The organism is Streptomyces sp. NPDC057010, assembly GCF_042673805.1.
Classification (GTDB): Bacteria; Actinomycetota; Actinomycetes; order Streptomycetales; family Streptomycetaceae; genus Streptomyces.
The window spans coordinates 43,578-70,506 of sequence record NZ_JBHUSC010000035.1 but is presented as its reverse complement, the minus strand read 5'-3'; the positions used below and the strand labels follow the sequence as shown (position 1 = coordinate 70,506).

Below are 26,929 nucleotides of genomic sequence, written 5' to 3'. Positions count from 1 at the left end.
GCAGTCGGCTGACACGCGAACGGGCCGGGCGGGGGTCACCCCGCCCGGCCCGTTCGTCCGTTCACCGGATCAGGGCTTGATCAGCACCTTGAGCGCGCTGCGGTCGTCCATCGCGCGGTAGCCGGCCGGGACCTCGTCCAGGGACACGGCCCGGTCGAAGACGGGTGCCGGGTCGATCGCGCCGCTCAGCACGTCCTCCAGCAGCTCCGGGATGTAGGCGCGGACCGGGGCCACGCCGCCGCGCAGGGTGATGTTGCGGTCGAACATGACGCCGAGGTCGAGTCCGGTGCCGCTGCCGTGCGGGACGCCGACGTAGCCGATCGCCCCGCCGTCGCGGGTGATGTTCACGGCGGTGCGCATGGACTGCTCGGTGCCGACCGCCTCGATGACGGCGTGCGCGCCCTGGCCGCCGGTGAGCTCGCGTACGGCGACCTCGGCGGCCTCGCCGCGCTCGGCGACGACGTCGGTGGCCCCGAAGAGCTTGGCGATGTCCGTACGGGCGGTGTGGCGGCCCAGGGCGATGATCCGCTCGGCGCCCAGGCGCTTGGCGGCGAGGACGCCGCACAGGCCGACCGCGCCGTCGCCGACGACGGCGACGGTGGAGCCCTTGCGCACGCCGGCGCCCAGGGCGGCGTGGTGGCCGGTGCCCATGACGTCGGAGAGCGCGAGCAGCCCGGTCAGGAGGTGGTCGTCGGAGACGGCCTCGGCGGGCAGCTTCACGAGGGTGCCGTCGGCGTGCGGGACGCGCACGGCCTCGCCCTGGCCGCCGTCGAAGCCGACCGAGCCCCAGAAGCCGCCGTGCACGCAGGAGGTGTACAGGCCCTCGGAGCAGTAGTCGCAGGTGCCGTCGGACCACATGAAGGGGGCGACGACGAGGTCTCCGGCGCGCAGGCCGGAGACGGCGGAGCCGGTCTCCTCGACGACGCCGAGGAACTCGTGGCCGATGCGCTGGCCCGGCTGGCGCGCGGCCTCTCCGCGGTAGGCCCACAGGTCGCTGCCGCAGATGCAGGCGCGCAGGACGCGGACGACGGCGTCCTCGGGTCGCTGGATCGCAGCGTCGGACACCTCCTCCACGCGGATGTCGTGCGGGGCGTGGATGACGGTGGCGCGCATGGTGGTGCAGTCCTCCGGCTCGGGGATGGTTGAGTCTTGTAAGACCTCCCCTACCGTACGCCTGCCTCGCGGGTGCGCGTGCCGGTGGCCAGCAGGTACTGGGCGGCGAGGTAGGTGGCCATGATCCAGAAGTCGGGGCGGGGCAGCTGGGGCCACTCGGCGACGCCGGTGGCGATGAGGGTGTCGGAGATCAGGAACAGCGCCCCGCCGATGCCCGCGGTGCGGCCGAGGGCGCTGGAGCGGTAGGCCATGGCGGTGAGCAGCAGGCTGTATCCGGCGACGGGGATGCGCAGGTCGGCCGGCAGGTCCGGCCAGAGCAGTGCGACGGTGCCGAGGAGCGCGAGGGCGTACGCGCCCCCGAGCAGCGGGTTCGTTGCGCGCCGGCCGAAGAGGACGAGGTAGCAGACGTGTCCGGCGGCGAAGGAGCCCATGCCGACGAGGAAGGCGGGCTCGGCGTCGAAGAGCAGGGCGAGGTCCCCGCCCCAGCCGAACAGCAGGGCGGCGACCAGCAGGCGGGGCCCGCCGCGGGTGACCACGTAAGCGACGAGCAGCGGCATCAGCAGCGGCTTGGCGATGACGTGGCCGAGGTGCCAGTCCGCCAGCAGCGAGCCGAGGTCGGCGGCGGTGGCCGCGGCGAACCCGATGAGCAGGGCCCGCGGGGCGGCTCCCGCTCCCGCGGGTGCGGGGCGCGCCCAGGAGGGCGTACGCGACTCGGTGGCGCTCACGCGCTGGTCTCCCTCAGGGAGGTCCGACCCTCGACGGCGGCGACGGCGCCGTCGCCGGAAGCCGAACCCTGGGCGGGAGCCGGTGCCGGAGCCTGGGCCTGGGCCGGGGCCGAGGCCAGGGCCGGGGCCGAGGCCGGGGCCGGAGCCTGGGCCGGGGTCTGGGCCTGGGGCTGGGGCTCGGGCTGCTCCCCCGTCCGGGAGGGCATGGGCTGCCAGCCCGGGCCGCGGAAGACGCGGCCGGCGCGCTCGCGCCAGGTGTCGGCGGCGCGGACGTCGCGGGCGATGGCGGCGTACTCGTGGGTGGCCACGCGCAGCGGGTTGTAGGTGCCGATGTTCTTGGTGAGCCCGTAGACGGGCCGCTCCGTCTCCCCCACCCAGGAGCCGAACATCCGGTCCCAGACGATCAGGATCCCGCCGAAGTTGCGGTCCAGGTAGCCGCCCTGGGAGGCGTGGTGGACGCGGTGGTGGGAGGGGGTGTTGAACACGTACTCGTAGGCGCGGGGCAGCTTCCCGATGCGCTCGGTGTGCACCCAGAACTGGTAGAGCAGGTTGAGCCCGTAGCAGAACGGGATCGCGGCGGGGTGGACGCCGAGGGCCACCATCGGGAGGTAGAACCACCAGGTGGTCGCGCTGGTCCAGGGCTGGCGCAGGGCGGTGGTCAGGTTGAACCGCCGGCTGCTGTGGTGGACCACGTGGCAGGCCCACAGGATGCGGATGACGTGGTGGAGCCGGTGCTGCCAGTAGTAGAGGAAGTCCTGGACGAGCAGCATCAGCAGGGCGGTCCACCACAGGAACGGCACCCGCAGCGGGGTGAGTTCGTAGACCGCGGTGAAGACGGCGACGACCGGGAGCTTCCAGAGCAGGTCGAAGCCGATGCTGCCGAGCCCCATGGTGATGCTCGTGGCCGCGTCCTTGGCGTCGTAGCCGGCGGCTTCCTCGTCGGGATGGAGCCGGTAGCTGACGATCTCCACGACGGTCAGCAGTACGAAGGCGGGTATGGACCACAGCACGACATCGGGCAGGTTCGGCATGTCCGCACCATAGAGGCGGCTTCGGGGGTGCCGCTAGGGGTTGTTACCGATCGGTATCCATCGGGGTTACCGGCGGTTCGCGCTGTAGGGTCCGGGCCCGGGGGAAAGCGACGGAGGGGTGGGGATGGCAGGCCTCGAAACGGCGGTCTTACGGGCGGCGAGCACGGCGGCGGGGTCGCTGCTGAGGTCGCGCCTCGGGCAGGTGCCCGGTGCCGGTCTCACGGACGATCCGGTACGTCCGGCGCAGCGCTGGCGCCGTCCGGCGCAGCTCGGCACGCCCGAACTCCGCCGGCTCGCCGCCGGTCTGGCGGAGCGGCTGGGCGGAGCCGCGGCCCGGCTGCCGGAGCACGAACGGCTGGCGGCGCTGGACGCGGTCGCCGATGCCTTCACCGGACTGGGCGAGGTCGACGCCGCCGCCCTGTTCGCGGCGGACCTGGACCCGGCGGCCCTGGCGGCCCGGCTGCCGGTACCGCCGGCGGCCGGCCTGAGCCCGGCGGCCGAGGCCGCCTGCCGGGACCTGATCCGGCTGGTGTGCGCCCATGCCGTGGAGTACCTGACGACCCTGCCGGGGTTCGGGGCGCGGGCCGATGTGGAACTCGTCCGCCGGACCGGTGAGCTGGCGCGGGCGGTGGACCGGCTGGCGGATCGCGGCGACGGGGCGGCCCACGCCTTCGAGGAGCGGTACGCGCGCTACCTCGCCGAGACCCTCGGGCGCCTCCAGCTCTACGGGCTGACCACCAGCCGCTCCCGCCGGGAGTGGCCGCTGGACGTGGCCTACATCAGCCTCACCGTGAGCGGCGAGCAGCCGCTGCTGCCCGGCGGGCCGGAGGTGCACCCGACCCCGGTGAGGGCCGAACAGGCCCTGGCCGCGAGCGAGCGGGTACTGCTGCGCGGCCCGGCCGGCTCGGGCAAGAGCACGCTGGTGCAGTGGCTGGCCCTCAACGCGGCCCGGCAGGCGGAGGGGCCGTGGAGCACGTGCGTCCCGTTCGTCCTGCGCCTGCGGTCGTTCACCGCGTCCGATGGCCTGCCGCTCCCCGAGGACTTCCTGCGCGCCTCCGGCGTCCCGCTGTCCGCGCCGCCCGGCTGGGTGGAGGACCTCATGGTCAGCGGCCGCGCACTGGTCCTCGTGGACGGCGTGGACGAGGTCCCGCAGCGGCTGCGCGCCCGTACGGAGACGTGGCTGCGCTCGCTCGTCTCCGCCTTCCCCAGGGCCCGGTACGTGGTGACCACCCGGCCGTCCGCAGTCCCGGAGGACTGGCTCGCGGGCCAGGGGTTCACCACGCACTCGATGCTCGCCATGGAGCAGCGGGACATCCGGGCCTTCGTCGAGCACTGGCACGCGGCAGCCCGGGCGGAGGGCCAGGAGGTCGACGCGTACGAGGCCTCACTGCTGGAGGCGGTCGCCTCCCGGCGGGACCTGGCCCGGCTGGCGACCAACCCCCTGATGTGCGCGCTGCTGTGCGCCCTGAACCAGGACCGGCGGATGCAGCTGCCGAGGGCCCGCAAGGAGCTGTACGACGCCGCGCTGGAGATGCTGCTGGTCCGGCGGGACACCGAGCGGGATATCAGCGGGGTCGAAGGGGTCTACCTGACCCGGGACGAACAGATCGCCCTGCTCCAGCGGTTCGCGTACTGGCTGATCCGCAACGGCCAGGTCGAGGCGGGCGTCGACGAGGCCGTCGAGATGGTCGGCGAGTGGCTCGACGCGATGCCGCAGGTGCGTGAGCAGGGCGACGCGGAGCAGGTCTTCTCGCACCTGCTGATCCGCAGCGGGCTGCTGCGCGAGCCGGTGAAGGGCTCGGTGGACTTCGTCCACCGCACCTTCCAGGACTACCTGGGCGCCAAGGCGGCCGTGGAGTCGCGGGACTTCGGCGTGCTGGTGAAGAACGCGCAGGACGACACGTGGGACGACGTGGTCCGCATGGCCGTGGGCCACGCCCGTCCCGACGAGCGCGCCCGCCTCCTGCGGGGCCTGCTCCGCCGCGCGGACAAGGTCAAGGGTGCCCGCAGCCGCCTCGTCCTGCTGGCGGCGGCCTGCCTGGAACACGCCCCGGAGCTGGACCCGGCCCTCCGCGCCGAGATCCAGGCCCGCACGGCCGACCTGCTGCCGCCGAGCACGCCGGATCAGGCGCGGGAGCTGGGGAGAGCCGGGGAGCTGGTGCTGGAGCTCCTGCCGGGGCCGGAGCACCTGTCCGAGGACGAGGCGGCCGCGTGCGTACGGACGGCGGCACTGGTCGGCGGGACGCGGGCGCTCGGTGCCATCGCCCGCTTCCGGCTCGACTCCCGGCTCGGCGTGCGCCGGCAGCTCGCGGAGGGCTGGGGCTCCTTCGACGCGCAACCTTACGCGGACGAGGTACTGGCGGACGCTCACCTGGGCGCGGTCACCTTGATGGTCCGCTCCCCCGAGCAACTGGCCGCCCTCGCCCGGCTACCCCACGTCGAAAGCGTCCATCTCACGGGCGGCGAGGGAATCCCGGACTCCCTGGCCGCCGGGCGCCAGCTGCGGGCGCTGATCCTCTATCGCAACGGGGCCACGGATCTCGCAGCACTGACCTCCCACCGGGATCTCGGCTACCTGGGCCTGTACGACTGCCCCGGGCTGTCCGGGCTGGAACCGCTCAAGGAGCTCCCCCGCCTCACGGACCTGCATCTGAGGGCGATCCCCAACCGTCTCGAACTCGCACCGCTCGCGGACCTGCCGGCGCTGACCGGCCTGACGCTCGACTTCCCGGCCGCCGGGCTGCCCGCATCCGCCATCCCGGCCCCCCGGGCCCTGACCCACCTCGGGCTGAACCACCCGAGCTTCCTGCTCGACACGTTGGAGCACTGGCCGGAGCTGACCATGCTGACGCTGCGCGGGCACGGAAACGTGGAGCGCTTCTCCTTCCTGCCCGCCCTGCCTCGACTGCGCACGCTCCAGCTGGTGGCGAACCCCGCCGTCGACCTGACGGCCCTGCTCGGCCAGCCGCAGCTGACCGAGGTGTTCCTGGGCAACAGCCACTGCCTGGACGGCCTGGAGGCTCTGAGAGAACTTCCGGAGCTCCGGCTCTTGAGCCTGACCGGCCCCGGCATCCGGTACGACCTCGCCCCGCTGGCCGAACTGGATCGGTTGACGATCCAGCTCGGCCATGGGGTCCGGCTCCAGGGGGAGGATCTGGTCCCGCCCGAGCGGCTCCGGCGCCTGAGCCCCTGGTGATCCGCCCCGGCGGAAACCATCGGCGTCACCAGACCCGGACCGAGCCCCCTCGGGCGAAGGCCGGGCTGGTGGCCTCGGGCGGGACTTCCGTCAGCGGCTCGGCGATCTCCGCGACCAGCGGGCCGTGCTTGGCCGCGACCGCGTCCAGCAGGGCCAGGTCGAAGCCGTAGACGCGGGCCGCGTTGCCGCCGACCATCGCGGCGACCTCCTCCCGCGGGAGGCCCGCGTAGGCGATACGCAGGCCCTCGCGGGAGAAGGGCGTGGTGCCCTCGTCGTGGGGGTAGTCGCTGCCCCACATGATCTTGTCGAGGCCGATCCGCTCCCGCAGCGGGACCTCGTGGGGGCGCATGAAGCTCGCTCCCACGAAGCAGTTGTCCCGCCAGACCTCGCTCGGGCCCCGGCCCATGGACTCCGCGAGGCCCGCCCCGAATTTGGACTCGGCCGTGGCCGTGGCCGCGACCAGGCGGCCGTGGTAGTAGTCCAGCATCTCCATCACGCCCGGGATCCAGCCGGAGCCCTGCTCCGTCAGGACCAGCTTGAGGCCCGGGTGGCGGCGGAAGGCACCGCCGAAGATGAGGTGCCACAGGGCCCGGTGGGAGAACCAGGTGGTTTCGACCATGAAGACGGCGCGGGCGGCGGGTTCGTCGCCCAGCGGCGGCGACGCCGAGCCGCCGTGATGGTTGACCGGGACGTCCAGCTCGTCGCACACCGCCCAGATCGGGTCGTACGCGGCCGAGTAGAGCTCAGGGACCGTGGAGCCGGGCGGGACGCCGGGCAGCAGGATGCCGCCCGTGAGGCCGGCTTCCCGGGTGCGGCGGATCTCCTTCACCGCCGCGTCCACGTCGTTCAGCAGGATCTGCACCACGCCCGCCCGCCGGCCCGGCGCGTCCGCGCAGAAGTCCGCCAGCCACCGGTTGTGGGCCTGGAGGCCGGCCCACCGCATCGCGTACTCCGCGGCCGTGGGCGGCTGGGCCATCAGGGAGGCCTTGGGGAAGAACGGCGGGATGGTGTTCGGGAAGAGGACTTCCGCGACGATGCCGTCCGCTTCGAGCTCCGCGAGGCGGCGCGCCGAGTTCCAGTTGCGGTCCGCCGTGTCCGCGAGGAGGTCCTCGTACGGGTTCACGTAGGTGGCGGCCCAGGCGTCGAACTCGTCGTGGTAGCGCCTCTCCAGGTACGGCTTGTAGTCCAGCAGGTCGGCGCCCGCGTGGCAGTCCGCCGAGATCACCGTGTAGCGGTCGTCGCCCGTCGTTCCTGTCATTCCTGTCATTCCGAGACCCCCAGGACCGGGAAGTCGTTGTCCGTCAGCCAGTGCCGGCCCACCTCGCGGGAGCGGGCCCAGGAGGCCTCGACCGCCGCCTGGTCGGGGCTCTGGCCGAGCTCGGCCGGGGTGGGGCCGATCCGGCGGGCGACGGGTGCGAGCCTGTCGGTGTCGAAGCCGAAGACCTCGGCGGCCGCCAGGCCGAGCATGCGGCGGGTCTCCTCCACGGGGATGTCGTGGAAGGTGTTCTTCAGCCAGTTGCGGGTGGCCGGCCAGGTGCCCTCGGGGTGCGGGAAGTCCGAGCCCCACAGGATGTTGTCCACGCCGATCTCGTAGCGCTGGGCGAGCTCCCTGCGCTTGGTGTTCGTCGCGCAGATGAACACCTGCCGGTCCAGGTACTCGCTCGGCGGCCGCTTCAGCTCCTCGAACGGGGAGAGCTTCTTGCCGCCGTGCGCGCCGAGGTAAAGGCGGTCCATGAACCAGAGCTGGTTCGGCAGCCACCAGCAGCCGGATTCCGCGACGCCGAACCTGAGGCCGGGGTGCCGCTCGAAGACCCCGGACCAGAGCAGGAACCACAGCGGCCGGGCCGGCCACCAGGTGACCTCGGAGACGAAGATGCCCAGGTGGTCGCCGTACTCGTGGCGCGGGGAGGAGCCGGAGTGGGTGACGATCGGCATCTGCGTCTCGGCCGCGGCCGCCCATACGGGGTCGTAACGGCGGTCGTGGTAGGGCGCCTTGTCCACCCACATCGCGGGGATCATCAGCGCGCCCAGCCCGGACTCCTTGGCCCGGTGGATCTCCGCGACGACCTTGTCGGGCTCCCCGGTGATGGGCAGCAGGGCGACGCCGCAGTGCCGTTCGGGGTTCTGCGATACGAACTCGGCCAGCCAGCGGTTGTGGGCCTGGGCGCCCGCCATGCCCAGCTCGGGGTCCTGGTCGCCGGAGAGGCCCAGGCCCACCCCGAAGGGGGCCGCGGTCTGGCTGTCGACGGCGTCCGCGTCGGGGAAGACCACCTCGGCGGCCACTCCGTCGCCGTCGAGTTCCTTCAGCCGCTGCGCGGTGTCCCAGCCGCCCTTGAGGCCTTCCTCGTGGTCGTGGAACCACTTCTCGGCGAAGGCCTCGTTGCGGACGCCCAGCCGGGTGGCCTCCGCGCGGCGGGCGTCGCGTTCGCCGAGGAACTCGTCGAACCGGGGGTGGAAGCGGGAATCGAGGTAGGGGCGGTACTGCTCGGTGGGCAGGCCGGCGTGGCAGTCGGAGGAGATGATCAGGTACGGGTCTTCGTACGGTGTGTCACTCACGCGAAACGCTCCTCAGTCGAGGATGAAGCTCTCCAGGTAGGCGGGGTTGGCGCGGTCGAGCATCGACTGCGACCGGGCACGGATCTGCCGGTCGCTGTGCTCGCTCGCCGGGAGCATCCAGAAGCGGTCGGCGCGGATGCCGTCGACGACGTGCTCGGCGACCTCCTCGACCGGGGTGAAGTTCACCTCGTGGCCGGCCTGCTTCATCGCGGCCTCGTACTGGTCGAGGCTGCGGTACGGGGTCTTGCGCGGGCGCTGCTTCGCGTAGCGCTCGGGCCGGTTGCGGTGGGACTCCCACAGCCCGGTGCGCAGCATGTGCGGTCCGGGGAAGAGGACGGAGGCTCCGACGGCCGCGCCCTCCGCCTTGAGGTGGGCGTAGAGGGACTCGGTCATGGTGACCACGGCCGCCTTGGTGACGGCGTAGACGGAGGCGGTCGGCAGCGGGGCGATGCCGCCGTCCCCGGAGGAGGTGTTGACGACGTGACCGGGGGCCCCGGAGGCGATCATGCGGGGGACGAAGGCCTGGATGCCGTGGAAGACGCCCCACACGTTGACGGAGAAGGCCCACTTCCAGTCGTTGGGCTCGTGTTCCCACATGCGGCCCTCGGCGCCCGAGCCGACGCCCGCGTTGTTGCAGAGCACGTGCACGGCGCCGAAGGTGTCGTAGGCGGCGTCGGCCAGCGCGATCACGGAGTCGCGGTCGCTGACGTCCACGGTCCTGGCGAGGACTTCCGCCCCGTCGGCCGCGAGTTCCGCGGCGGCCTTGTTCAGGGCGCCCTCCTCCACGTCGGCGAGGACCACCTTCAGTCCCTCGGCGGCGAAGCGGCGGGCCATGGCGAGACCTATGCCGCTCGCGGCACCGGTGACGACGGCCACCTGTCCCGGTTCGAGTCGCATGTCACACACTCCCCTCGGGGGGCCCGTCGAGGATCTGCATCGGGTCGTCGTAGCGCTGGTGGATGTACGGGAGCAGCGCCTGGGCGCTGACCCGCTCGACGACCCTGCCCTTCTGGTCGGTGGTCTTCTCGCCGATGGTGATCTCCACGATCCGGCGGACGGGGAGGTCGGCGATGGGGTCGAACATGGACTCGCGGAGCACCACGTCACCGGTGATGTGCTCCAGCTTGCGGACCTTCTCGTTGCGGGTGCAGTGGACGAGCACCGGGTCCGCGTCGAAGCCCGAACCGTCCACGGCGGGCAGGAACTTGAAGTAGAAGTCGGTCTTCTGGGTGGGCTCGGGCAGCGGCAGCTCGCGGTCCACGGCCCCGCGGACCTCCACGAAGGCGATCCCGTGCCGGGCGAGGGCGGCCCGTACGACGAGCCCCTCGCGCTCGACGGTGACCTCGCCCAGCTTCTTGGGCTCGCCGAAGACCTCGCGGCCGCCGATCAGGGCCCGTTCGTGGGTCATCGGCATGACCAGCGGGTACCAGCCCTCGACCCCGCCGTGCTGGGCGGCGACGGCCACCGAGCCGGCGCCCAGCGGGTAGCCGGGCAGGTCGACCTTGCTGATGTTGGCCCGTACGAGGGGCCGGTCGGCGGGCTTGAGCGGCGGGGGCAGGACCGCCGCCACCACGTCCGGGTCGCTCTCCCAGACGGCCACCACACCGGTGGACCAGATGTCGGGGAGCTTGGAACTCTTCTCGCGCGACGCCGCGATCTCGGCCTCGGTGCGCGCTCCGTACCGTACGCGTGCCATCTCCAGCACCACTCCTTCGGTCGGCTCTGTAACACAGTTACACCGCTGCCGATGAAGGGTAAAGACCCCTGCACGCACCAGAACTGACGTACCGACAGATTGGCGGGCCCGGATCCATGGCCAGAAGCACGCTGACCCGTGACGAGGTACTGGACGCCGCCGCGTCCCTGGTCAAGCAGCACGGTCCGGCCGCCCTCACCATGCGCAAGCTCGCCGCCGAGCTGGGCACCGCGGTGACCTCCATCTACTGGCACGTCGGCAACCGGGAGCAGCTGCTCGACGCCCTCGTGGAGCGGACCGTGGAGGAGATGGGCGCGATCAGGCCGGCCGGCCGGGGCCCCGCCGAGCGGATCGTCTCGGTGGCCCGGATCCTGCGCCGCGAGCTGCGCGGGCGCCCGCACCTGATCGCGATGGTCCACGAACGCGGGCTCACCGAGCGGATGTTCCTGCCCGCGCAGCAGGCGCTCGTCCACGAAGTCCACGCGGCCGGGCTGCGCGGCGCGCGGGCGGCCGACGCGGTGCGAGCGATCCAGTTCCAGATCGTCGGCTTCCTGCTCGTCGAGCGCAATCGCGAACGCTCCCCCGCCCAGTCCCCGGCCGAGAGCGACCTCTGGGACCCGGCCGGGGCCCCGCACGATCCGGCCCTCGCCCGCGCCCTGGCCCGGCCGGCGGATCCGGAGCGGCTGTTCCTGCTGTCGGTGCAGGCCCTGACCGCCAACCTGCTGAAACCGCGCAGCTAATCGGCTTGCCCGGGCGCGCGGGCGCGTGATGGGATCGGCCGGGCGGGGGCGGCTCCCCGGCGTGCATCCTTCTCATTCCTTTACAAAAGAACCCGCGCGCCCACTCTCCGCCCCCGCTTTGTCGTTCGCGGAGGGGAAGCCACCAGTGTCTGCCATCGAGTCCGTCCTGCTGCGCCGGCTGGGAACGCTCTACGTCGACCGGCCGCCGGCCGCCGTCTCGCCCGGCCGCGAAGGGGTCCGGCCCCTGGAGGGCGAGCTCCTCGAACGCGGCCACGCGCTCGGCCCGGAGCTGCACGCGGCGCTCTCGGTGCTCGCGCCCACCGACCTCGCCGAGGAGCGGCTGCGGCTGCTCGCGCTGGTGGAGGGGCTGACCGGCGCCGACCGGGTGCACAGGCCGCTCTTCCGCCGCTTCCCCTTCTCGATCCCGCACGACACCGAGCGCTGGTACGTCAGCCGGGTCTTCGCGCTGCTGCTCCAGGAACCCGAGCAGCCGTGCGTGCTGTGCGGCGAGACCGGCACGGTGCACCCCGTCGCCCCCTGCGCGCACCTGGTGTGCCGAGCCTGCTGGGACGGCGCCGACTACACCGGCTGCCCGGTCTGCCACCGGCGCGTCGACCCGGCCGATCCCTTCCTGCACCCGGAGCCCGACGAGCACGCCGGCCGGGCGGGCCAGGCGGCCCGTGCCGCCCGCGGGGCCGAGCGCATACCGCCGGGCCCGCTGCGGCTGCTCCGGCTCGGCACCGACCTGCCGCAGGACTGCGGCCGGGTGGTCGCCTCGCTGCTCGCCCGGCAGACCCCGCTGTCCCCCGAGGACCGCGACGACCTGGGCCTCCTGCTCCCCACCGCCCCGGCGGACCTCGGCTGGCTCCCCGCGGAGATCCCCGTACGGGAGACCAAGGCGCTGGTCCTCGGCACTCTGCTGGGCAACTGGCGGACCGAGGACGCGGCGCGGCCGCATCTCGCCCGCCACCTCACCACCGCCACCGACGTACTGCGGCTGCTCGCCGTGCTGTCCGGCGGGGAGGCGGGCCTGCTGCCGCTGCCCCGGTTCGCGAACCCCGGCCGGCCGCTGCGCCGGGAACTCCTCTCCGTGCTCGACGCGTTGAACCCGCAGTACCTGGTCGAGGACCTGCTGCGGCACCCCGTCGCCTGGAAGCGGGCCGCCGAACGCCTGCACCCCTTCGAGCGGCACGCCCGGCATCCGCGGGCCGCGCTCGCCTTCGCCGTGCTGCGGGGCACCGCCGTGTCCGCCGCCACCCCGCTCGGCGCGGCGCTGCTGGAGACGGCCGCCGCGCACCCGGAGGCCGTCCGGGTGGAGGGGGACCGGATCCGGCCCGCCACCTGGGCCGGCCGCATCGAGGCGGCCCTCGCCCGCGGGGACGCGGGAGCGGCCGCCGCACTGGCCGGACAGCGGCCGGGAGAACTCGTACGCCGCCTCGACCACCTGCTGCGCCTGCACCCGGGCGGGGAACTCGTCCCCGAGCTGGAGGAGGCACTGGCGCGCGGACTGCCCCGCGTCGGCGCGGGACCGCTGCTGTCCGCGCTCGGCGCGCTCCGGACCCGGGCCGAGGACCGCAGGGGCGGGCGCCGGGTGTTCTTCCCGCGCGGCCGGGTCGCCCACGCCCAGGTGGCGTGGGAGGAACGGGCCCCGCTGCCCGCACCGCTCGTCGCCGCGGTGGTGGCCCGGCTGGAGGGGGAGGTGCTGCGGCGGTTCGCCGCCGCCGGGGACGAGCCATACGACCTGGCCGTCCTCGAGGCCGGGCTGGCCGACATCACCGTGCCCTTCGGCGAGCGCACCGCCGCCAGGGCGCTGGTGGCCGTGCCGCGGGGCAGCGTGCAGACCCTGCCCGAGGGCGAGGTGCTGCGGCTGTTCCTGCACTGGACGGAGCCCGCGGGCAACCGCACCGACCTCGACCTGTCCGTCGCCTTCTTCGACGCCGACTGGAAGTTCACCGGCCTGTGCGACTACACGAGCCTGCGGCACGGGCCGCGCGGGGCCGCCACCCACTCGGGCGACCTCACCTCGGCGCCCGCGCCGGACGGCGCCACCGAGTACGTGGACCTGGACCTGGCCGCCCTCGCGGAGAACGGGGACGTCTACGCGGTCCCGCTGGTCTTCAGCTTCGACGACGTGCCCTTCGACGCGCTGCCGGACGCCTTCGCCGGCTTCATGGCCCTGCCCGCGGACCGCCCGCGCGACTCCTCGTACGACCCGCGCACCGTCCGGCAGCGCTTCGACCTCGCCGGGCCGTCACGGGTGTGCATGCCGATGGTGGTGGACCTGGCCGCCCGCCGGGCCCTGTGGGCGGACGTCCACCTGCCGCCGTCGGGCGGCTTCCAGAGCGTGGCCTCGCACGGGGAGCGGCTGGCGGCCGTGGCCCGCGACGTGTGGGAACACTTCGGCTCCGGCGCCCGGCTCACCCTGTGGGACCTGCTGCTGTGGCGCGCCGCCGCCCGGTCCCGCGAGGTGACCGTCCTGCGCCGCTCCACCCGGCCGGGGATGTTCGACGAGCTGTGGCTGCACCGCCGCCGCCCGGACGAGGACGTGACGGCCTTCGCCGCCAGGATCGGCGCGCTCCGCGATCCGGAGGAGCGGTGGGCGCACCGCGACGCCGACGCGGGGGTCGCCGAAGCGGCCGCCGGAAAGCGGGTGTTCCTCGCCCTGGTGCACGCGACCGCGGCCCTGGCGGGGGCTTCGGGGACGGCGTACCGGCTCTTCCCCGGCCCCGTCGACGTGCCGGCCTCCCTCAACTCCGTGGCGGCCGGGGACCTGGTGGCGGAGCTGGGCTGAGGGGCCGTCGGGCCACGGCTGTCAGTCCGTGCCGATATCCTCTGTGACCATGCTCGACGACCGTACGACCGCAGAGACGATGTGGCCGACCGCGTACCCACAGGGATACGCGGTCGTCGACGTGGAGACCACCGGGCTCGCTCGCGACGACCGGATAGTCTCCGCCGCCGTCTACCGGCTCGACGCGCAGGGCAACGTGGAGGACCACTGGTACACCCTGGTCAACCCGCAGCGGGATCCGGGACCGGTGTGGATCCACGGTCTGACGAGCGCGATGCTCGCCGACGCCCCGCTCTTCAAGGACATCGCCGAGGAGTTCGCGGACCGGCTCGCGGACCGGGTGCTCGTCGCGCACAACGCCATCTTCGACTGGCAGATGATCGCCCGGGAGTACGCGCGGGCCGCCGAGACCGCGCCCGTCCGTCAGCGGCTGTGCACCATCGCCCTGTCGAAGGAGCTGAACCTGCCGCTGCCCAACCACAAGCTGGAGTCGCTCGCCGCGCACTTCGGGGTGGTCCAGCAGCGCGCCCACCACGCGCTCGACGACGCCCGGGTGCTGGCGGAGGCCTTCCGTCCGTCGCTGCACGCGGCCGCGCGCGACGGCGTACGGCTGCCCCTGCTGGAGTGCCGGCCGCTGACGGAGTGGTCCGACTCCCCCGCCGCACCACGGGTGGGCTACCAGGCCTCGTACGGGGGCGGCGGCACCTGGCGGGCCTCGCGCAAGCGGCCGCCGTGCCCGTACCCGAACCCGGGGCGTTTCGAGGACGGCAAGCCGCTGAAGCAGGGCATGCGGATCGCCTTCTCCGGTGACACCTCCGTCGACCGGGAGCTGCTGGAGGACCGTGCGGTCGAGGCGGGCCTGCACGTCGCGACGAGCGTGTCGCGGCTCACCAGCCTGCTCGTGACGAACGACCCCGACTCGGCGACCTCGAAGACGGTCAAGGCGAAGTCCTTCGGCACCCCGATCCTCGACGAGGCGGCCTTCACGCAGCTGCTGCGGGACGTGGCGGCGGCCGAGGACTGAGGCGCCGGATCGGGGCGGACGTTGCGCCGGGTGGGTGCAGGCGCGGCGACTCACCCCGGTGGATCTTGTTCCGGTCCGCCGGCGTGCGGAGCATGCGGCGCATGGCACGTTGTGAGGTCTGCGGAAACGATTACGGCATGTCCTTCGAGGTGCACGCGCAGGGCGCCGTGCACGTCTTCGACTGCTTCTCCTGCGCCATCCACCGCATGGCGCCCATCTGCGAGCACTGCCGGGTCCAGATCATCGGGCAGGGCGTGGAGGTCGAAGGACAGTGGTTCTGCGGCGGGCACTGCGCCCGCGCGGAAGGGAAGGTGGGCATCGTCGACCACGTCTGACCCCCGCCCCTCCTCCCCTCCCCGTGACCCCGGACGGCCACCCGGCCGCCGGGGTCCTCGCCGCTGGGGGTACCGTCGTGGGCGTGTACCGCTTTGTACTGACCCGGCAGTGGGTGTGCCTCACCCTCTTCGCCCTCGCCCTCGTCCCCGCGACGATCAAGCTGGGGTTCTGGCAGTTCCACCGGCATGAGCACCGGGTCGCGCAGAACGAGCTCATCGAGGCGAACCTGCGGGCGAAGCCGGTCTCCGTGACGGAGGTCACCTCCCCCGGCCACACGGTCCCGCGCGCGGACTTCTGGCGCGCCGTCACCGCGACCGGCACGTACGACACCGCGCACGAGGTGGTCGTACGGATGCGGACCTCGAACGACGACAAGGTCGGCTTCCACGTCGTGACCCCGCTGGTGCTCGGCGACGGCCGGGTGGTGCTGGTCGACCGCGGCTGGGTGCCCGGCGGCGACGACCCCCGCGCCTACCCGCCGGTGCCGGCCGCCCCCGCGGGCGAGGTCACGGTCACCGGCCGGCTGAAGGCCGACGAGACCAGCGGCGGCAGCGGCATCAAGGACCGCAAGGGCCTCCCGGACCGCCAGGTGATGCTGATCAACAGCGCGCAGCAGGCGGAGTACCTGGGCCGGCCCGTCCTCGGCGGCTACCTCGAACTCACCGCTCCGGTCCCCGCGGACGGCAGCCCCGAGACGGTCGCCGAGCCCGACCACGACTCGATCGGGCCCCACATGGCGTACGCGGTGCAGTGGTGGCTGTTCACGGCCGCGGTGCCGGTGGGGTGGCTGGTCCTCGTACGGCGGGAGAAGCGCGACCGCGAGGAAGCGGCCGCGAAAGCCGCATCCGAATCCGAATCCGGCACCGAGTCGGGGCGGGCGACCGCGACGGCGTAGCGTGTCGGCATGGATCTTGGACTGAAGGACCGTGTCTACATCGTCACCGGGGCCACGCGCGGCCTCGGCTTCGCCTCCGCGCGTGAACTGACCGCCGACGGCGCGAAGGTCGTCGTGACGGGCCGGGACGAGAAGCGGGCGGCCGACGCCGCGGCCGCGCTGGGCCCGAACGCCGTGGGTGTGGCGGCCGACAACTCCGACCCGGAGGCGGCGGCGCGGCTGGTGGCGACCGCGCGCGAGCGGTTCGGGCGCCTGGACGGCATCCTCATCAGCGTCGGGGGCCCGGCGCCGGGCATGGCGGCCGACAACACCGACGAGCAGTGGACGGCGGCCTTCGAGTCCGTCTTCCTGGGCGCGGTACGTCTGGCCCGTGCGGCGGCGGCCGAACTGGGCGAGGGCGGGGTCATCGGCTTCGTGCTGTCGGGCTCGGTGCACGAGCCGATCCCCGGCCTGACCATCTCCAACGGGCTGCGCCCGGGGCTGGCGGGCTTCGCGAAGTCCCTCTCCGTGGACCTCGGTCCGCGCGGGATCCGGGTGGTCGGGCTGCTGCCGGCGCGGATCGACACGGACCGGGTGCGGGAGCTGGACGCGCTGTCCGGCGACGCCGCCGCCGCGCGGGCGGGGCACGAGTCGCGCATCCCGCTGCGGCGTTACGGCGCCCCGGAGGAGTTCGGCCGCGCGGCGGCCTTCCTGCTGTCCCCGGCCGCCTCGTACCTGACGGGCATCATGCTCCCGGTCGACGGCGGCTCCCGCCACGGCTTCTGACCCGCCGTCTCTTGGGGCTCCGCCCCAAACCCCGCGCCTCAAACGCCGGCGGGGCTGGACTTGCCCGCGGGCCATCCAGCCGCACCGAGCGGACGGCAGGAGCCGAATCCAGCCCCGTTTTTGAGGCGCGGAGCCCCCGGGAGTGGCGCCGCAGGGCTACGTGACCCGTTGGGCTCGATGGGAGGTGACCCTCAGGCGAGCCTCCGTCGGGAGCTCGGCCAGGCCCGCCGAGTGGCGGGCGTGGGTCAGGACCGGACCGGCGAGGGCTGCCAGGGTGTCGGCCGGAACGGCGTGGGGCTCCAGTTCCAGCGCGACCCGCAGCGCGGGCGAGCCCCGCCGCCCGCGCAACGCGACCCGGCAGCGGGCCACGCCGTCCAGCGCGCCCGCCTCCGCCGCCACCGCCTCCTCCAGGGCGCGCCCCCGCAGCACGGCGAAGGCCCCGTCCCCCGTGTCCACGACCACCGCCGAGAGCCGCGCGCGCCGCAGTTGGGACAGCAGCCACCACAGCGCCAGCAGGACGGCCAGCCCCAGCCCGGCGAGCAGCGCCCACCACCACCAGCCCTCGGCGTGCCAGTACCGGCGCCGGGCCTCCTGCGTCAGCAGCGGGGCGTTCCGGCCGCCGAGCGGCCAGGACGCCGCCAACACCGAGACCCCGGCAGCCAGCAGGACCAGCCCGGCCACCGCGAGCAGGATCCGGTTCACCACCCCGAGCATCCGCTCACCTCCTGACCCGTACCCGCGGATGCGGCGCGTGCGCCAGCCCCAGTTCCTCGATGCCGACCGCGAGCACCGCGTCCAGGTCGGCCCGTACGTCGTCCAGCTCCCGGAAGTGCGAGGTGGCCCGCACCCCGATGTGGGACCGCCCCACCCTGACGCGGACCGACCGCACCCCGGACACCTCCATGGCCCGGTCCCGCAGCACCTGCGCCGCGTCCTTCCGCCCGAGCCCTGCCCGTACGGCCGGATCCGGCGCCCGCATCGGCAGGATCCCGCGCACCCCGGGGGTGAACGCCAGCAGCAGGAGCACCGCCCCGGCCACGGCGAGGGCCCCGCCGCCCAGCAGCACCCCCAGGTCGGCCGGAGTGTGCCGGTCCAGCGCGTGGGCGAGCTCGCGGCGCCAGCCCATGCCGGGCCGGTGGGCGCGCACGGCGGCCAGGTCGTACAGGAACAGCGCCGACGCCCCCAGCAGTACGAGAGCGGTGAGCGCGGCCGGGATCCGCCGGGCGGAGCGGAACCGGTGCGCGCCGCTCACCGCAGCCGCCGGTCCCGGCCGGCGACGGAGCGGGTGTGCGTGGAGTGCAGGTGCTCGATGTCGATGTCCACCTCGGGTACGGACATCTGCGCGCACTCCTCGATGCACCGGACCACCCGGCTCCGTACGGCCGCGCACTGGGCGGCGAGGTCGGAGGGGTAATCGAGCTCCAGGCTCACCCGTACCCGTGCGATGTCGTGGTGCACGGTGACGGTCGCGTGCGGGGCGGCGGCCTGTTCCGGGGGTGCGGCGAGCGCCTCCCGGGCGGCCTGGGCCGCGATCTTGGCGACGACCCGGTCGGCGATACGGGTGGCCCCCCGGTCGGCGGGCGGCACCAGGGGCGGCGTGGCCCGGGACGGAGTGTCCACCGGCGCCTCACCCGCGCCGGTCGTCGCGGCGGCGGAAGAGGTCCCCGGGTTCCAGGTCCCCGTCGAGGAACCGGCCGGCGACGAAGCCGATGGCGCCGAGGGCGGCCACCAGCAGGAAGGCTCCGAAGCCGCCGAAGTATCCGGCGAACGCCAGGGCCATGCCGGCGAAGAGGCCGGCGATCGCCATGCTCATCTGCGTGGCTCCTCTCGGCTACTGGAGCCGGGATTCGGGTTCGTCGTCGGGCTCGTCGGGCAGTTTGACGTCGCTGACCGCGATGTTGACCTCGACGACCTCCAGGCCGGTCATCCGCTCGACCGCCGAGATGACGTTCTCACGGACCGCCCGGGCCACGTCGCGGATCGACACGCCGTAGTCGACGACGATCTCCAGGTCGAGGGCGGTCTGCACCTCGCCGACCTCCGCCTTGACCCCGCGGCTGACGGCGGCCTTCTGCCCCCCGGGGACACGGTCGCGGACGGCGCCGAAGGTACGGGAGAGGCCGCTGCCGCTGCCCATGGCGTGGACGCCGACCACCTCGCGCGCGGCCAGCCCGGCGATCTTCTCGACCACTCCGCCTTCGATGGTGGTGCGGCCCCGGTCGCCGGGCGCCTTGCCGGAGCTCCCGGATGCGGGTGCGGGTGCGGACTCGGTCATCGTTCGTCCCTTCACGCGTGCGGACTCACTCCGCACCACGTTAAGCGCGCACGGCCGCTCCCGCGCCGGGACTACGCCGCTCGCCTCAATCCGACAGGCCCGCCAGGTCGCGCAGGCGCCGCGCCTGAGCGGCGCGCTCGGCGGACCGCTGGTCGTCGTACGGCCGGGACTGCGCGTCGCGCAGCAGGACCTTGGTCTCGATGACGGCGTCCCGCGGCGGCGCCAGCAGCGCGGTGGTGAGGTCCTGGACGGCGGCGTCGAGCTCCTGCGCCGGGACCACGAGGTTGGCGAGGCCGATCCGCTCGGCCTCCTCGGCATGCACGAAGCGGCCCGTCGCGCAGATCTCCAGCGCGCGGGCATAGCCGACGAGCGAGGTCAGCGGCTGGGTACCGGCGAGGTCGGGCACCAGACCCAGGCTGGTCTCGCGCATGGCGAACTGGACGTCGTCCGCGACCACGCGCAGGTCGCACGCGAGCGCGAGCTGGAAGCCGGCGCCGATCGCGTGCCCCTGCACGGCGGCGACGGAGATGATGTCGTTACGCCGCCACCAGGTGAACGCCTCCTGGTACTCGGCGATGGTGGCGTCGAGCAGTTCGTCCGAACCGCGTGCCAGGTCGAGGAAGGACGGCTCGCCCTCGAAACCCTCGGGGGTGAACGCCTGCCGGTCGAGCCCGGCGGAGAAGGACTTGCCCTCGCCGCGCAGCACGACGATCCGGACGGTGCCCGGCAACGACCTTCCGGCCTCCGCCAAAGCCCGCCAGAGCGCGGGGGATTGGGCGTTTCGCTTGGCCGGATTGGTCAGTGTCACCGTGGCGACCGTGTCGTCGACGGTGAGTCGTACGCCGTCCTTGTCGAGCAGAGTCATCCATGCCTCCGGTGTGCAGTCCGCGGCCGCGATCCCGGCCTAAGTGACTGCACAGTAACCACCCAGCCGACCGCGGGGCCGACCGGGGGTCACCGAAGGTTCTGCTGGACCATGTGACGCCTTTGGAGCCTTGCCTTGAAGTGTTGAACGTCGAACATTTGACCTTGAGCCGTTGGTGCCACTGAGAAACGGGGTCAGGCCGTAGCCGCCTTCTTGCCCCGCGTCGCGCCACCGCGACCGCGCAGCGAAACCCCGGACTCACTGAGCATCCGGTGGACGAATCCGTAGGACCGGCCGGTCTCTTCGGCCAGCGCCCGGATACTCGCACCGGAGTCGTACTTCTTCTTCAGGTCTGCCGCGAGCTTGTCGCGCGCGGCGCCGGTTACCCGGCTGCCCTTCTTCAGAGTCTCGGCCACCCGTGCCTCCTCATGGGAAGTGCGCTCTGGACTTCTCATGATCACCCCTCCCACGCTTCCTGGCCACCCATTCAGCAAGGTCGGTACGGTGGCATTTCTCGACTGGTGGACACCCGAGCAGAACGGAATCTTCTCTTCCGCTGCATGACCTCCGTCACACTTCCCCGCCTTCACGGGGAATCGCCAGGTCAGGGGCGGGGCACCGGAAAACGCAAGACCCCGGCCGCTCCCGCTGGGGGGTGCGGCCGGGGCCGTCGTACGCCGTGCAACGGTACGAGACCGTCTCACTCAGATGATGGATCACCCCTGAGCCGAATGATCCATAAGGAATTGGATCAGCGGCCCGGGGGCGGTCAGGCGAGGGCCACCAGGTCCCGGTAGTCCGGTCCCCACAGGTCCTCGACGCCGTCCGGGAGCAGGATGATCCGCTCCGGCTCCAGCGCCTCCACGGCGCCCTCGTCGTGCGTGACGAGGATGACGGCGCCCTTGTACGTGCGCAGGGCGCCCAGGATCTCCTCGCGGCTGGCGGGGTCCAGGTTGTTCGTGGGCTCGTCGAGCAGCAGCACGTTCGCCGAGGAGACGACCAGCGTGGCCAGGGCCAGACGGGTCTTCTCGCCGCCGGAGAGCACGCCCGCGGGCTTGTCCACGTCGTCGCCGGAGAACAGGAAGGAGCCCAGCGTCTTGCGCACGGCGACCAGGTCCAGGTCGGGCGCGGAGGACCGCATGTTCTCCAGGACCGTGCGCTCCGGGTCCAGCGTCTCGTGCTCCTGGGCGTAGTAGCCGAGCTTGAGGCCGTGGCCGGGGGTGACCGTGCCGGTGTCGGGCTTCTCGGTGCCCGAGAGCAGACGGAGCAGGGTGGTCTTGCCGGCGCCGTTGAGGCCGAGGATGACCACGCGGGAGCCCTTGTCGATGGCCAGGTCGACGTCCGTGAAGATCTCCAGGGAGCCGTACGACTTCGACAGGCCCTCGGCGGTCAGCGGGGTCTTGCCGCAGGGCGCCGGGTCCGGGAAGCGCAGCTTGGCGACCTTGTCGGAGACGCGGACGGCCTCCAGGCCGGACAGCAGCCGCTCGGCGCGCTTGGCCATGTTCTGCGCGGCGACGGTCTTGGTCGCCTTGGCGCGCATCTTGTCGGCCTGCGAGTTCAGGGCCGCGGCCTTCTTCTCCGCGTTCTGGCGCTCGCGCTTGCGGCGCTTCTCGTCGGCCTCGCGCTGCTGCTGGTAGAGCTTCCAGCCCATGTTGTAGACGTCGATCTGGGCGCGGTTGGCGTCGAGGTAGAAGACCTTGTTCACGACGGTCTCGACCAGGTCGACGTCGTGGGAGATCACGATGAAGCCGCCGCGGTAGTTCTTCAGGTAGTCCCGCAGCCACACGATGGAGTCGGCGTCGAGGTGGTTGGTGGGCTCGTCGAGGAGCAGGGTGTCGGCGTCCGAGAAGAGGATCCGGGCGAGCTCGACGCGGCGGCGCTGACCACCGGAGAGGGTGTGCAGCGGCTGGGAGAGGACCCGGTCGGGCAGGCTGAGCGCGGCCGCGATGGTGGCGGCCTCGGACTCGGCGGCGTACCCGCCCTTGGTGAGGAACTCGGTCTCCTGGCGCTCGTACTGGCGCAGCGCCTTCTCGCGGGTGGCGCCGGAGCCGGTGGAGATGCGCTCCTCGTTCATCCGCATCTTCTTGAGCAGGACGTCGAGGCCGCGCGCGGAGAGGATCCGGTCGCGGGCCATGACGTCGAGGTCACCGGTGCGCGGGTCCTGCGGGAGGTAGCCGACCTCGCCCGAGCGGGCGATGGTGCCGGCGGCGGGCTGGCCCTCGCCGGCGAGGCACTTGGTGAGGGTGGTCTTGCCCGCTCCGTTGCGGCCGACCAGGCCGATGCGGTCGCCCTTGGCGACGCGGAAGGAGGCGGACTCGATGAGGACGCGGGCGCCGGCGCGCAGCTCGATGCCGGTGGCGGTGATCACGGAAATACTCCAGGGCGGGGGGGACGGCGGAAGGGGGGCAGGACGCGAAGCTTCGACGCCGCTAATCCGCGAGGAGATTTGCCATGGGAGTCATTCTACCGGGGGTGCGCAACTACTTTTCGGGGAGCCGGGGCCCCGGGCGCCTCTCCCGCTTGTCCCCCGTTCGGCCCAGGGATCGCCCCGGCGGGCCGGGGCGCGTATCAGGATGAAGGGGTTGATACTCGCCGCAGGGCGGACAGGTGGCCCCCGGTCGGACGGATAGAGGGCGGTGCGGGATGCAGTTCGACGACGACGCCAGTCTGGACACTTCCGAGGTCGAGGACCGGCGCGGCAGCCGCATCCCCGGCGGGCGGGCCACCGTCGGCGGCGGCATCGTCGGGCTGATCGCCCTGGTCATGGGCCTGCTGTTCGGTGTGGGGCCGGAGCAGCTGGGGCTGTCCTCCGGGGACCAGGAGCCGTCGCCGGCCTCCTCCTCCGTCGACGAGGTGAAGCAGGCCTGCAAGACGGGGCGGTCCGCGAACGCCCGGGAGGACTGCCGGCTGGTCGCCGTGGTCAACAGCACCCAGGACTTCTGGAGGCAGGAGTTCACCCGGCGCGGCGGCACGTACACCCCGGCGTCCACGGTCTTCTTCACCGGCCGGGTGAACACCGCGTGCGGGACGGCCACCTCGGCGGTCGGCCCCTTCTACTGCCCCGGCGACCGCAAGGTCTATCTGGACCTGGGGTTCTTCGAGGACCTGCGGACGAAGTTCGGCGCGAGCGGCGGCCCCTTCGCCCAGGCCTACGTGGTGGCCCACGAGTACGGGCACCACATCCAGAACCTGATGGGGACGCTCCAGCGGGCCCAGGACGGACAGCCGGGCGCCAACAGCAACGCCGTGAAGGTGGAGCTGCAGGCCGACTGCTACGCCGGGGTGTGGGCGCACAACGCGACGCGGACACCGGACGAGTCCACCGGCCGGCCGCTGATCAAGGTCCTGACCGACGCGGACATCAAGGACGGGCTGGACGCGGCGGCCGCGGTGGGCGACGACCGGATCCAGGAGAAGTTCCAGGGCCGGGTGACCCCGGAGTCCTGGACGCACGGGTCGGCCGAGCAGCGCCAGCAGTGGTTCTACCAGGGCTACCGCACGGGCGACATGGCCCAGTGCAACACCTTCCGCTGACGGCTCCGGCTGTCGGTGGCGCCTGCCATGCTGTGACGTGGGTCACCGTCACGAGAGGGAGTGGTCGTCATGGCAGGCGTTCCGTCCATCAGTCCCACGCTGGTCTACCGCGACGCCAAGGCGGCCATCCGGCTGCTGACCGAGGCCTTCGGCTTCAGCCAGGTCGCGGTGTACGAGGGTGAGAACGGCTCGGTGGTGCACGCGGAGCTGGCCTACGGCAACGGCGTGGTGATGCTGGGCAGCAAGGGCACCGGCGGCGTCTTCGACAAGGCCATGGCGGATGCGGGGCCCTCGGGGGTCTATGTCGTCGTCGAGGACGTGGACGCGCACCACCGGCGGGCCGCGGAGCACGGCGCGGAGATCCTGATGGAGCCCACCGACCAGGACTACGGCTCCCGCGACTACATGGCCAGGGACGCCGAGGGCAACATCTGGAGCTTCGGGACGTACGCGCCGCAGGTCTGAGCCGTCAGGGACCCGCGGCGCGTTCGTCCGTACCGCTACGCGCCGCCGGTGTGGACCTGGAAGGCGGCCCGGCGGACCGCCTTGGCCAGGGCCGGGTCGGGGTGGGCGGCGGCCAGCGCGACCAGGACCTGCACGGTGCGCGGATGCCCGACGGCCCGGACCTCGTCCAGCAGCCGCGGGACCGTGGTGCGGACGGCCGAGTCCAGGTGGCGGGCCAGCAGGTCGGCTTCGCCGTGGTCGGCGATGGCCGCCGCGGTGTCCACCCAGAGCCAGGTCGACTCCTCGGGGGTGAGCACGTCCTGCGCGTCGTCGGGGTCGACCCCGTCGTGCTCGGCGAGCCAGAGCAGGGCGTAGGGGCGCAGCGCGGGTTCCCGTACGGTGGCGCGCACCTCCGGCTCGGCGGGGGCCCCGACCACGCGCAGCGCCTCGAAGGCGAGCCCGCGCAACAGGGCGTCCTCGCCGCGGGCGGCCTGCAGGAGCTCGGCGACGGCGTGCCCGACGGGGCGGGCGGCGAGCCAGGCCTGGTACTCGGCGCGGGCCGGGCCGGGGGTGAGCCGGGCGCAGCCGTGCAGCATGGCGGCGGCGGACTGCTCGATGTTCCCGGCGGGGCTCTGCGCGGCGACGCAGATCTGCTCGAGCTTGACCCAGACCGCCCAGCTGCCGAGCGGGGTGAGGGTGGCGCGGGCGGGGCCGAGGGTGACGGCGTCCACGGCGGCGAGTCCGCCCAGTGCCCAGCGCAGCAGCCGGGCGAGCGGGACGGGCCGGTTCTCCGCGGTCCCGGTGGCCGGGGGCCCTGCGTCGTAGGGGACCTCGCACCGCTCGTCGCGCAGTTCGGTGACGCGCTGTCCGAGCAGGTCGAGGAGGTCGGGGACGGTCACGGGGCCGGCCGACAGCTGGAGCAGGGACAGGAGTTGGGGCATCGCCTCGACGACCTCGGCGACGGCCGCGGGGGCGATGTCGGCGGGGGCCGGGTGGACGAGCGACCAGGCGTCGAAGAGGGCGACCCAGCCGCGCAGGACGGCGGTGTCGTCGCGGTCCCACGCGCGCAGCCGCCAGCCGGGCCGGGCATGGCCGCCGTGGACCTCGACGAGTCCGGCGAGCCGGGCGCGGTCCCAGCCGACTCTGATCTGGCCGTGCGTCAGGTTCAGTTCCGCCGCGGCGCGTTCGACGTCGGTGGCGGGCAGGGCGCCCGCGGGGGCGGGCCGGCCCCCGTCCCCGGCACCGAGGTTGCGTTCGGCCCAGCGGGTCAGGCGTACGGCGTCGGCGAGCGAGGCCCGGGCCCGGTTCGCGAGGTCGGCCGTGGCGGGTGTGCCCGCCGGAGGCCTCGGGGCGGGCCGGTTACGTCGGTCCGTCACCGCCTTGCGGGCCGTGGCGACGGAACGCGGGGAGACGAGTCGGAGTCTGGAGTCGCGAGCCAACTGCTCATCAGGCTTTCGGGACGTCACGGAAGCAGTCTCGCCCGTCACTGGCCGAAAGCCCAAACGGAACCGGTCGTTTCCACTGCACACCGGGGGCACATACCGGCATGAACGGCCCTCGGGGTCCCGGCCGCCACAGGCCCTTCACCGTCGCGTCACATGAGGGGGGTCAGGAAACGGCGCAATGCCTCCTCGTAGCGGGCCGGATCGGCGTTCCACATCGCACCGTGGCCGGCCCCGCGCACGGTGTGCAGGGTGACGAGGTCGGGGCGGGCGGCGGCGAGCCGGCGGGAGGGCTCCCAGGGGGCGAGCGTGTCGTCCGGGCCGTGGAAGATCAGTACGGGGACGCGCAGTGCGCCGGGGTCCGCGCCCGGGGGCCGGCGGTCGGCCCGCAGCCCGGCGCGGCCCTCGGCGGCGCGGACCGCGAGCGGCAGCACCACGGCCGGGGTGTGGCGCGCGGCGGCGAGGGCGCGCAGGGTGGCGTGCCAGTCGAGGACGGGCGAGTCCAGGACCAGTCCGCAGATCCGGTCGGCCAGCGCCGAGCGCTCGGCGGCGTGCAGGGCCATGGCGGCGCCGGTGGACCAGCCGTGCAGGACCACGCGCTTGGCGCCGTAGCGCAGGGCGTAGCGGATGCCGGCGTCCACGTCGCGCCACTCCGACTCGCCGAGGTGGCCGAGGCCGTCCGGGGAGGCGGGGGCGCCCAGGTCGCCGCGGTAGGCGAGGTCGAGGACGGGCAGTCGCTGGCGGTGCAGGAAGGGCATGACCACCATCGGGTGCTCCCGGCTGCTGCCGAGCCCGTGCACGGTGATGACCCAGGTGTCGCGGGCCGCGGGCAGGAACCAGGCGGGCAGCGCGCCGAGCTCGCCGGGGACGTCCACGTCGGCGTGGTCGAGGCCGAGGGCGGTGCGCGGGTTCCCGAGGTGGACCTGGGGGGTGAGGGTGACCCGGGTGCCGGGTTCCAGGCTCCCGTGGGTGACGGCGAGGAGCCTGCGTACGACGGTGTCCGGGTCGTGCTCGGCGTCGGTGAGGACCGGTCCGACCACGGCGTGCACCCCGGGGGCGTCCAGTCCGTACGTACCGGGGCGCAGGGAGCCGAGGGTGGGGGCACCCCCGGCCGAAGGCTGGGGGAGGGTCAGGGCGACCCGGCCGGCGGCGGTGGAGTGGACGCTGAGGCGCGGCCCGCCGGGCAGGGGCCGCCCGGGTTCGGGGCGCAGGGCGGCGTCGGCGGCATACCGGCCGCTCGCGACGGCGGCCGCGACGGCGACCGCGCCGGCTCCCAGGAGGGTCGTGGTGACGGCCGCTGCCGTCGTCGTGGCGGTACGCACCGCTCCAGTGTCGAGGCGCACGCTCCGGCGGGCCACCGGAGGAGATCGTTCCGCCCATGGTGCGCAGGAGGCGGAAGCGGAGTGATGTGAGTCACTTCCAGGGTCCCGACGGGGTGGACCTAGGGGGCGGACCAGCCGTGCGGAGGGGTCCGTTCACCCGACTTTGACGTGCATTAATC

General features: G+C 73.4%; 26 protein-coding genes. 9 read left to right on the top strand and 17 right to left on the bottom strand.

What is annotated here, in order from left to right; all coding sequences use genetic code 11:
* Positions 1–69: 69 nt before the first annotated feature.
* The 3 genes from ACFTXQ_RS25550 to ACFTXQ_RS25540 are packed head-to-tail and all read right to left on the bottom strand — an operon-like array spanning position 70 to position 2,869.
* Positions 70–1,113 (bottom strand): zinc-dependent alcohol dehydrogenase family protein, encoded by a 1,044-nt coding sequence (locus ACFTXQ_RS25550; protein WP_382644554.1) that lies wholly within the window; start codon positions 1,111–1,113, stop codon positions 70–72.
* 50 nt (positions 1,114–1,163) lie between these two features.
* Positions 1,164–1,838 carry a lysoplasmalogenase gene (locus ACFTXQ_RS25545; protein ID WP_382644553.1) on the bottom strand — a complete coding sequence of 225 codons (675 nt, stop codon included), beginning with the start codon at positions 1,836–1,838 and terminating at the stop codon, positions 1,164–1,166.
* Positions 1,835–2,869: a sterol desaturase family protein gene (locus ACFTXQ_RS25540; RefSeq protein ID WP_382644551.1), complete on the bottom strand. Its 1,035-nt coding sequence runs from the start codon at positions 2,867–2,869 to the stop codon at positions 1,835–1,837. The genes ACFTXQ_RS25545 and ACFTXQ_RS25540 overlap by 4 nt, the downstream gene beginning before the upstream one ends.
* A gap of 124 nt (positions 2,870–2,993) precedes the next feature.
* On the opposite strand from ACFTXQ_RS25540, the gene ACFTXQ_RS25535 reads away from it, so the two are divergent.
* Complete coding sequence (locus ACFTXQ_RS25535; protein WP_382644550.1) at positions 2,994–6,065, top strand: NACHT domain-containing protein; 3,072 nt, start codon at positions 2,994–2,996, stop codon at positions 6,063–6,065.
* Positions 6,066–6,090: 25 nt separating this feature from the next.
* Here ACFTXQ_RS25535 and ACFTXQ_RS25530 read toward each other — a convergent pair whose 3' ends face one another.
* From ACFTXQ_RS25530 to ACFTXQ_RS25515, 4 genes are read right to left on the bottom strand one after another with little or no spacing between them, the layout of a single operon-like run.
* On the bottom strand, positions 6,091–7,323 hold the full coding sequence (locus ACFTXQ_RS25530) for an amidohydrolase family protein (RefSeq protein ID WP_382644548.1): 1,233 nt from the start codon (positions 7,321–7,323) through the stop codon (positions 6,091–6,093).
* 5 nt (positions 7,324–7,328) lie between these two features.
* Positions 7,329–8,621 (bottom strand): amidohydrolase family protein, encoded by a 1,293-nt coding sequence (locus ACFTXQ_RS25525; RefSeq protein ID WP_382644547.1) that lies wholly within the window; start codon positions 8,619–8,621, stop codon positions 7,329–7,331.
* Positions 8,622–8,633: 12 nt separating this feature from the next.
* Positions 8,634–9,518, bottom strand: coding sequence for an SDR family NAD(P)-dependent oxidoreductase (locus ACFTXQ_RS25520; RefSeq protein ID WP_382644545.1), 885 nt, complete (start codon positions 9,516–9,518; stop codon positions 8,634–8,636).
* A 1-nt stretch (position 9,519) separates the two neighbouring features.
* On the bottom strand, positions 9,520–10,317 hold the full coding sequence (locus ACFTXQ_RS25515; protein ID WP_382644543.1) for an acetoacetate decarboxylase family protein: 798 nt from the start codon (positions 10,315–10,317) through the stop codon (positions 9,520–9,522).
* Positions 10,318–10,433: 116 nt separating this feature from the next.
* Between ACFTXQ_RS25515 and ACFTXQ_RS25510 the strand changes: the two genes are divergently transcribed.
* From ACFTXQ_RS25510 to ACFTXQ_RS25485, 6 genes are all read left to right on the top strand, one after another.
* Positions 10,434–11,057, top strand: a complete 624-nt coding sequence (locus ACFTXQ_RS25510; protein WP_382644542.1) for a TetR/AcrR family transcriptional regulator — start codon at positions 10,434–10,436, stop codon at positions 11,055–11,057.
* Positions 11,058–11,202: 145 nt separating this feature from the next.
* Entirely contained in the window at positions 11,203–13,848 is a 2,646-nt protein-coding gene (locus tag ACFTXQ_RS25505; RefSeq protein ID WP_382644540.1) for an MXAN_6230/SCO0854 family RING domain-containing protein, read from the top strand.
* Between the two features lie 49 nt (positions 13,849–13,897).
* On the top strand, positions 13,898–14,872 hold the full coding sequence (locus tag ACFTXQ_RS25500) for a DEDDh family exonuclease (protein WP_382644538.1): 975 nt from the start codon (positions 13,898–13,900) through the stop codon (positions 14,870–14,872).
* Positions 14,873–14,973: 101 nt separating this feature from the next.
* A complete protein-coding gene (locus ACFTXQ_RS25495) occupies positions 14,974–15,207 on the top strand; it encodes a hypothetical protein (protein ID WP_075972011.1) in 234 nt (77 codons plus the stop codon).
* Between the two features lie 83 nt (positions 15,208–15,290).
* A complete protein-coding gene (locus ACFTXQ_RS25490; protein WP_382644535.1) occupies positions 15,291–16,103 on the top strand; it encodes an SURF1 family protein in 813 nt (270 codons plus the stop codon).
* A gap of 9 nt (positions 16,104–16,112) precedes the next feature.
* A complete protein-coding gene (locus tag ACFTXQ_RS25485; RefSeq protein ID WP_382644534.1) occupies positions 16,113–16,868 on the top strand; it encodes an SDR family oxidoreductase in 756 nt (251 codons plus the stop codon).
* A 156-nt stretch (positions 16,869–17,024) separates the two neighbouring features.
* On the opposite strand, the gene amaP is transcribed toward ACFTXQ_RS25485, so the two are convergent.
* The 8 genes from amaP to ACFTXQ_RS25445 form a co-directional block, all read right to left on the bottom strand.
* Positions 17,025–17,582, bottom strand: coding sequence for an alkaline shock response membrane anchor protein AmaP (amaP, locus tag ACFTXQ_RS25480; protein ID WP_382644532.1), 558 nt, complete (start codon positions 17,580–17,582; stop codon positions 17,025–17,027).
* 4 nt (positions 17,583–17,586) lie between these two features.
* On the bottom strand, positions 17,587–18,120 hold the full coding sequence (locus ACFTXQ_RS25475) for a DUF6286 domain-containing protein (protein ID WP_382644530.1): 534 nt from the start codon (positions 18,118–18,120) through the stop codon (positions 17,587–17,589).
* Complete coding sequence (locus tag ACFTXQ_RS25470) at positions 18,117–18,488, bottom strand: hypothetical protein (protein WP_382644528.1); 372 nt, start codon at positions 18,486–18,488, stop codon at positions 18,117–18,119. The genes ACFTXQ_RS25475 and ACFTXQ_RS25470 overlap by 4 nt, the downstream gene beginning before the upstream one ends.
* Positions 18,489–18,495: 7 nt before the next feature.
* On the bottom strand, positions 18,496–18,681 hold the full coding sequence (locus ACFTXQ_RS25465) for a hypothetical protein (RefSeq protein ID WP_030010792.1): 186 nt from the start codon (positions 18,679–18,681) through the stop codon (positions 18,496–18,498).
* An 18-nt stretch (positions 18,682–18,699) separates the two neighbouring features.
* On the bottom strand, positions 18,700–19,143 hold the full coding sequence (locus tag ACFTXQ_RS25460) for an Asp23/Gls24 family envelope stress response protein (RefSeq protein ID WP_382644526.1): 444 nt from the start codon (positions 19,141–19,143) through the stop codon (positions 18,700–18,702).
* A gap of 85 nt (positions 19,144–19,228) precedes the next feature.
* Positions 19,229–20,008 (bottom strand): enoyl-CoA hydratase/isomerase family protein, encoded by a 780-nt coding sequence (locus ACFTXQ_RS25455; protein WP_382644525.1) that lies wholly within the window; start codon positions 20,006–20,008, stop codon positions 19,229–19,231.
* 194 nt (positions 20,009–20,202) lie between these two features.
* A complete protein-coding gene (locus ACFTXQ_RS25450; protein ID WP_030010789.1) occupies positions 20,203–20,424 on the bottom strand; it encodes a helix-turn-helix domain-containing protein in 222 nt (73 codons plus the stop codon).
* Positions 20,425–20,777: 353 nt separating this feature from the next.
* A complete protein-coding gene (locus ACFTXQ_RS25445) occupies positions 20,778–22,376 on the bottom strand; it encodes an ABC-F family ATP-binding cassette domain-containing protein (protein WP_382644522.1) in 1,599 nt (532 codons plus the stop codon).
* A 275-nt stretch (positions 22,377–22,651) separates the two neighbouring features.
* Here ACFTXQ_RS25445 and ACFTXQ_RS25440 point away from each other — a divergent pair, with 275 nt between their 5' ends.
* Together ACFTXQ_RS25440 and ACFTXQ_RS25435 are read left to right on the top strand one after the other, a co-directional pair.
* The gene (locus ACFTXQ_RS25440; protein WP_382644520.1) at positions 22,652–23,542 is read left to right on the top strand and encodes a neutral zinc metallopeptidase; all 891 of its coding nucleotides are present in this window, start codon (positions 22,652–22,654) and stop codon (positions 23,540–23,542) included.
* Positions 23,543–23,611: 69 nt separating this feature from the next.
* Positions 23,612–24,007: a VOC family protein gene (locus ACFTXQ_RS25435; RefSeq protein ID WP_382644518.1), complete on the top strand. Its 396-nt coding sequence runs from the start codon at positions 23,612–23,614 to the stop codon at positions 24,005–24,007.
* A 35-nt stretch (positions 24,008–24,042) separates the two neighbouring features.
* Here the strand turns inward: ACFTXQ_RS25435 and ACFTXQ_RS25430 are convergent, their stop codons facing one another.
* Entirely contained in the window at positions 24,043–25,452 is a 1,410-nt protein-coding gene (locus tag ACFTXQ_RS25430; protein ID WP_382644516.1) for a hypothetical protein, read from the bottom strand.
* A 128-nt stretch (positions 25,453–25,580) separates the two neighbouring features.
* Positions 25,581–26,750, bottom strand: coding sequence for an alpha/beta hydrolase family protein (locus ACFTXQ_RS25425; RefSeq protein ID WP_382644514.1), 1,170 nt, complete (start codon positions 26,748–26,750; stop codon positions 25,581–25,583).
* Between the last annotated feature and the right edge of the window lie 179 nt (positions 26,751–26,929).

What these genes read in the sequence shown, in the direction of transcription:
- ACFTXQ_RS25550 (WP_382644554.1), bottom strand. Translation starts at nt 1,113, where the DNA reads ATGCGCGCCACCGTCATCCACGCCCCGCACGACATCCGCGTGGAGGAG.
- ACFTXQ_RS25535 (WP_382644550.1), top strand. Translation starts at nt 2,994, where the DNA reads ATGGCAGGCCTCGAAACGGCGGTCTTACGGGCGGCGAGCACGGCGGCG.
- ACFTXQ_RS25530 (WP_382644548.1), bottom strand. Translation starts at nt 7,323, where the DNA reads ATGACAGGAACGACGGGCGACGACCGCTACACGGTGATCTCGGCGGAC.
- ACFTXQ_RS25520 (WP_382644545.1), bottom strand. Translation starts at nt 9,518, where the DNA reads ATGCGACTCGAACCGGGACAGGTGGCCGTCGTCACCGGTGCCGCGAGC.
- ACFTXQ_RS25495 (WP_075972011.1), top strand. Translation starts at nt 14,974, where the DNA reads ATGGCACGTTGTGAGGTCTGCGGAAACGATTACGGCATGTCCTTCGAG.
- ACFTXQ_RS25540 (WP_382644551.1), bottom strand. Translation starts at nt 2,869, where the DNA reads ATGCCGAACCTGCCCGATGTCGTGCTGTGGTCCATACCCGCCTTCGTA.
- ACFTXQ_RS25440 (WP_382644520.1), top strand. Translation starts at nt 22,652, where the DNA reads ATGCAGTTCGACGACGACGCCAGTCTGGACACTTCCGAGGTCGAGGAC.
- ACFTXQ_RS25485 (WP_382644534.1), top strand. Translation starts at nt 16,113, where the DNA reads ATGGATCTTGGACTGAAGGACCGTGTCTACATCGTCACCGGGGCCACG.
- ACFTXQ_RS25435 (WP_382644518.1), top strand. Translation starts at nt 23,612, where the DNA reads ATGGCAGGCGTTCCGTCCATCAGTCCCACGCTGGTCTACCGCGACGCC.
- ACFTXQ_RS25500 (WP_382644538.1), top strand. Translation starts at nt 13,898, where the DNA reads ATGCTCGACGACCGTACGACCGCAGAGACGATGTGGCCGACCGCGTAC.
- ACFTXQ_RS25455 (WP_382644525.1), bottom strand. Translation starts at nt 20,008, where the DNA reads ATGACTCTGCTCGACAAGGACGGCGTACGACTCACCGTCGACGACACG.
- ACFTXQ_RS25460 (WP_382644526.1), bottom strand. Translation starts at nt 19,143, where the DNA reads ATGACCGAGTCCGCACCCGCACCCGCATCCGGGAGCTCCGGCAAGGCG.
- ACFTXQ_RS25510 (WP_382644542.1), top strand. Translation starts at nt 10,434, where the DNA reads ATGGCCAGAAGCACGCTGACCCGTGACGAGGTACTGGACGCCGCCGCG.
- ACFTXQ_RS25515 (WP_382644543.1), bottom strand. Translation starts at nt 10,317, where the DNA reads ATGGCACGCGTACGGTACGGAGCGCGCACCGAGGCCGAGATCGCGGCG.
- amaP (WP_382644532.1), bottom strand. Translation starts at nt 17,582, where the DNA reads ATGCTCGGGGTGGTGAACCGGATCCTGCTCGCGGTGGCCGGGCTGGTC.
- ACFTXQ_RS25465 (WP_030010792.1), bottom strand. Translation starts at nt 18,681, where the DNA reads ATGAGCATGGCGATCGCCGGCCTCTTCGCCGGCATGGCCCTGGCGTTC.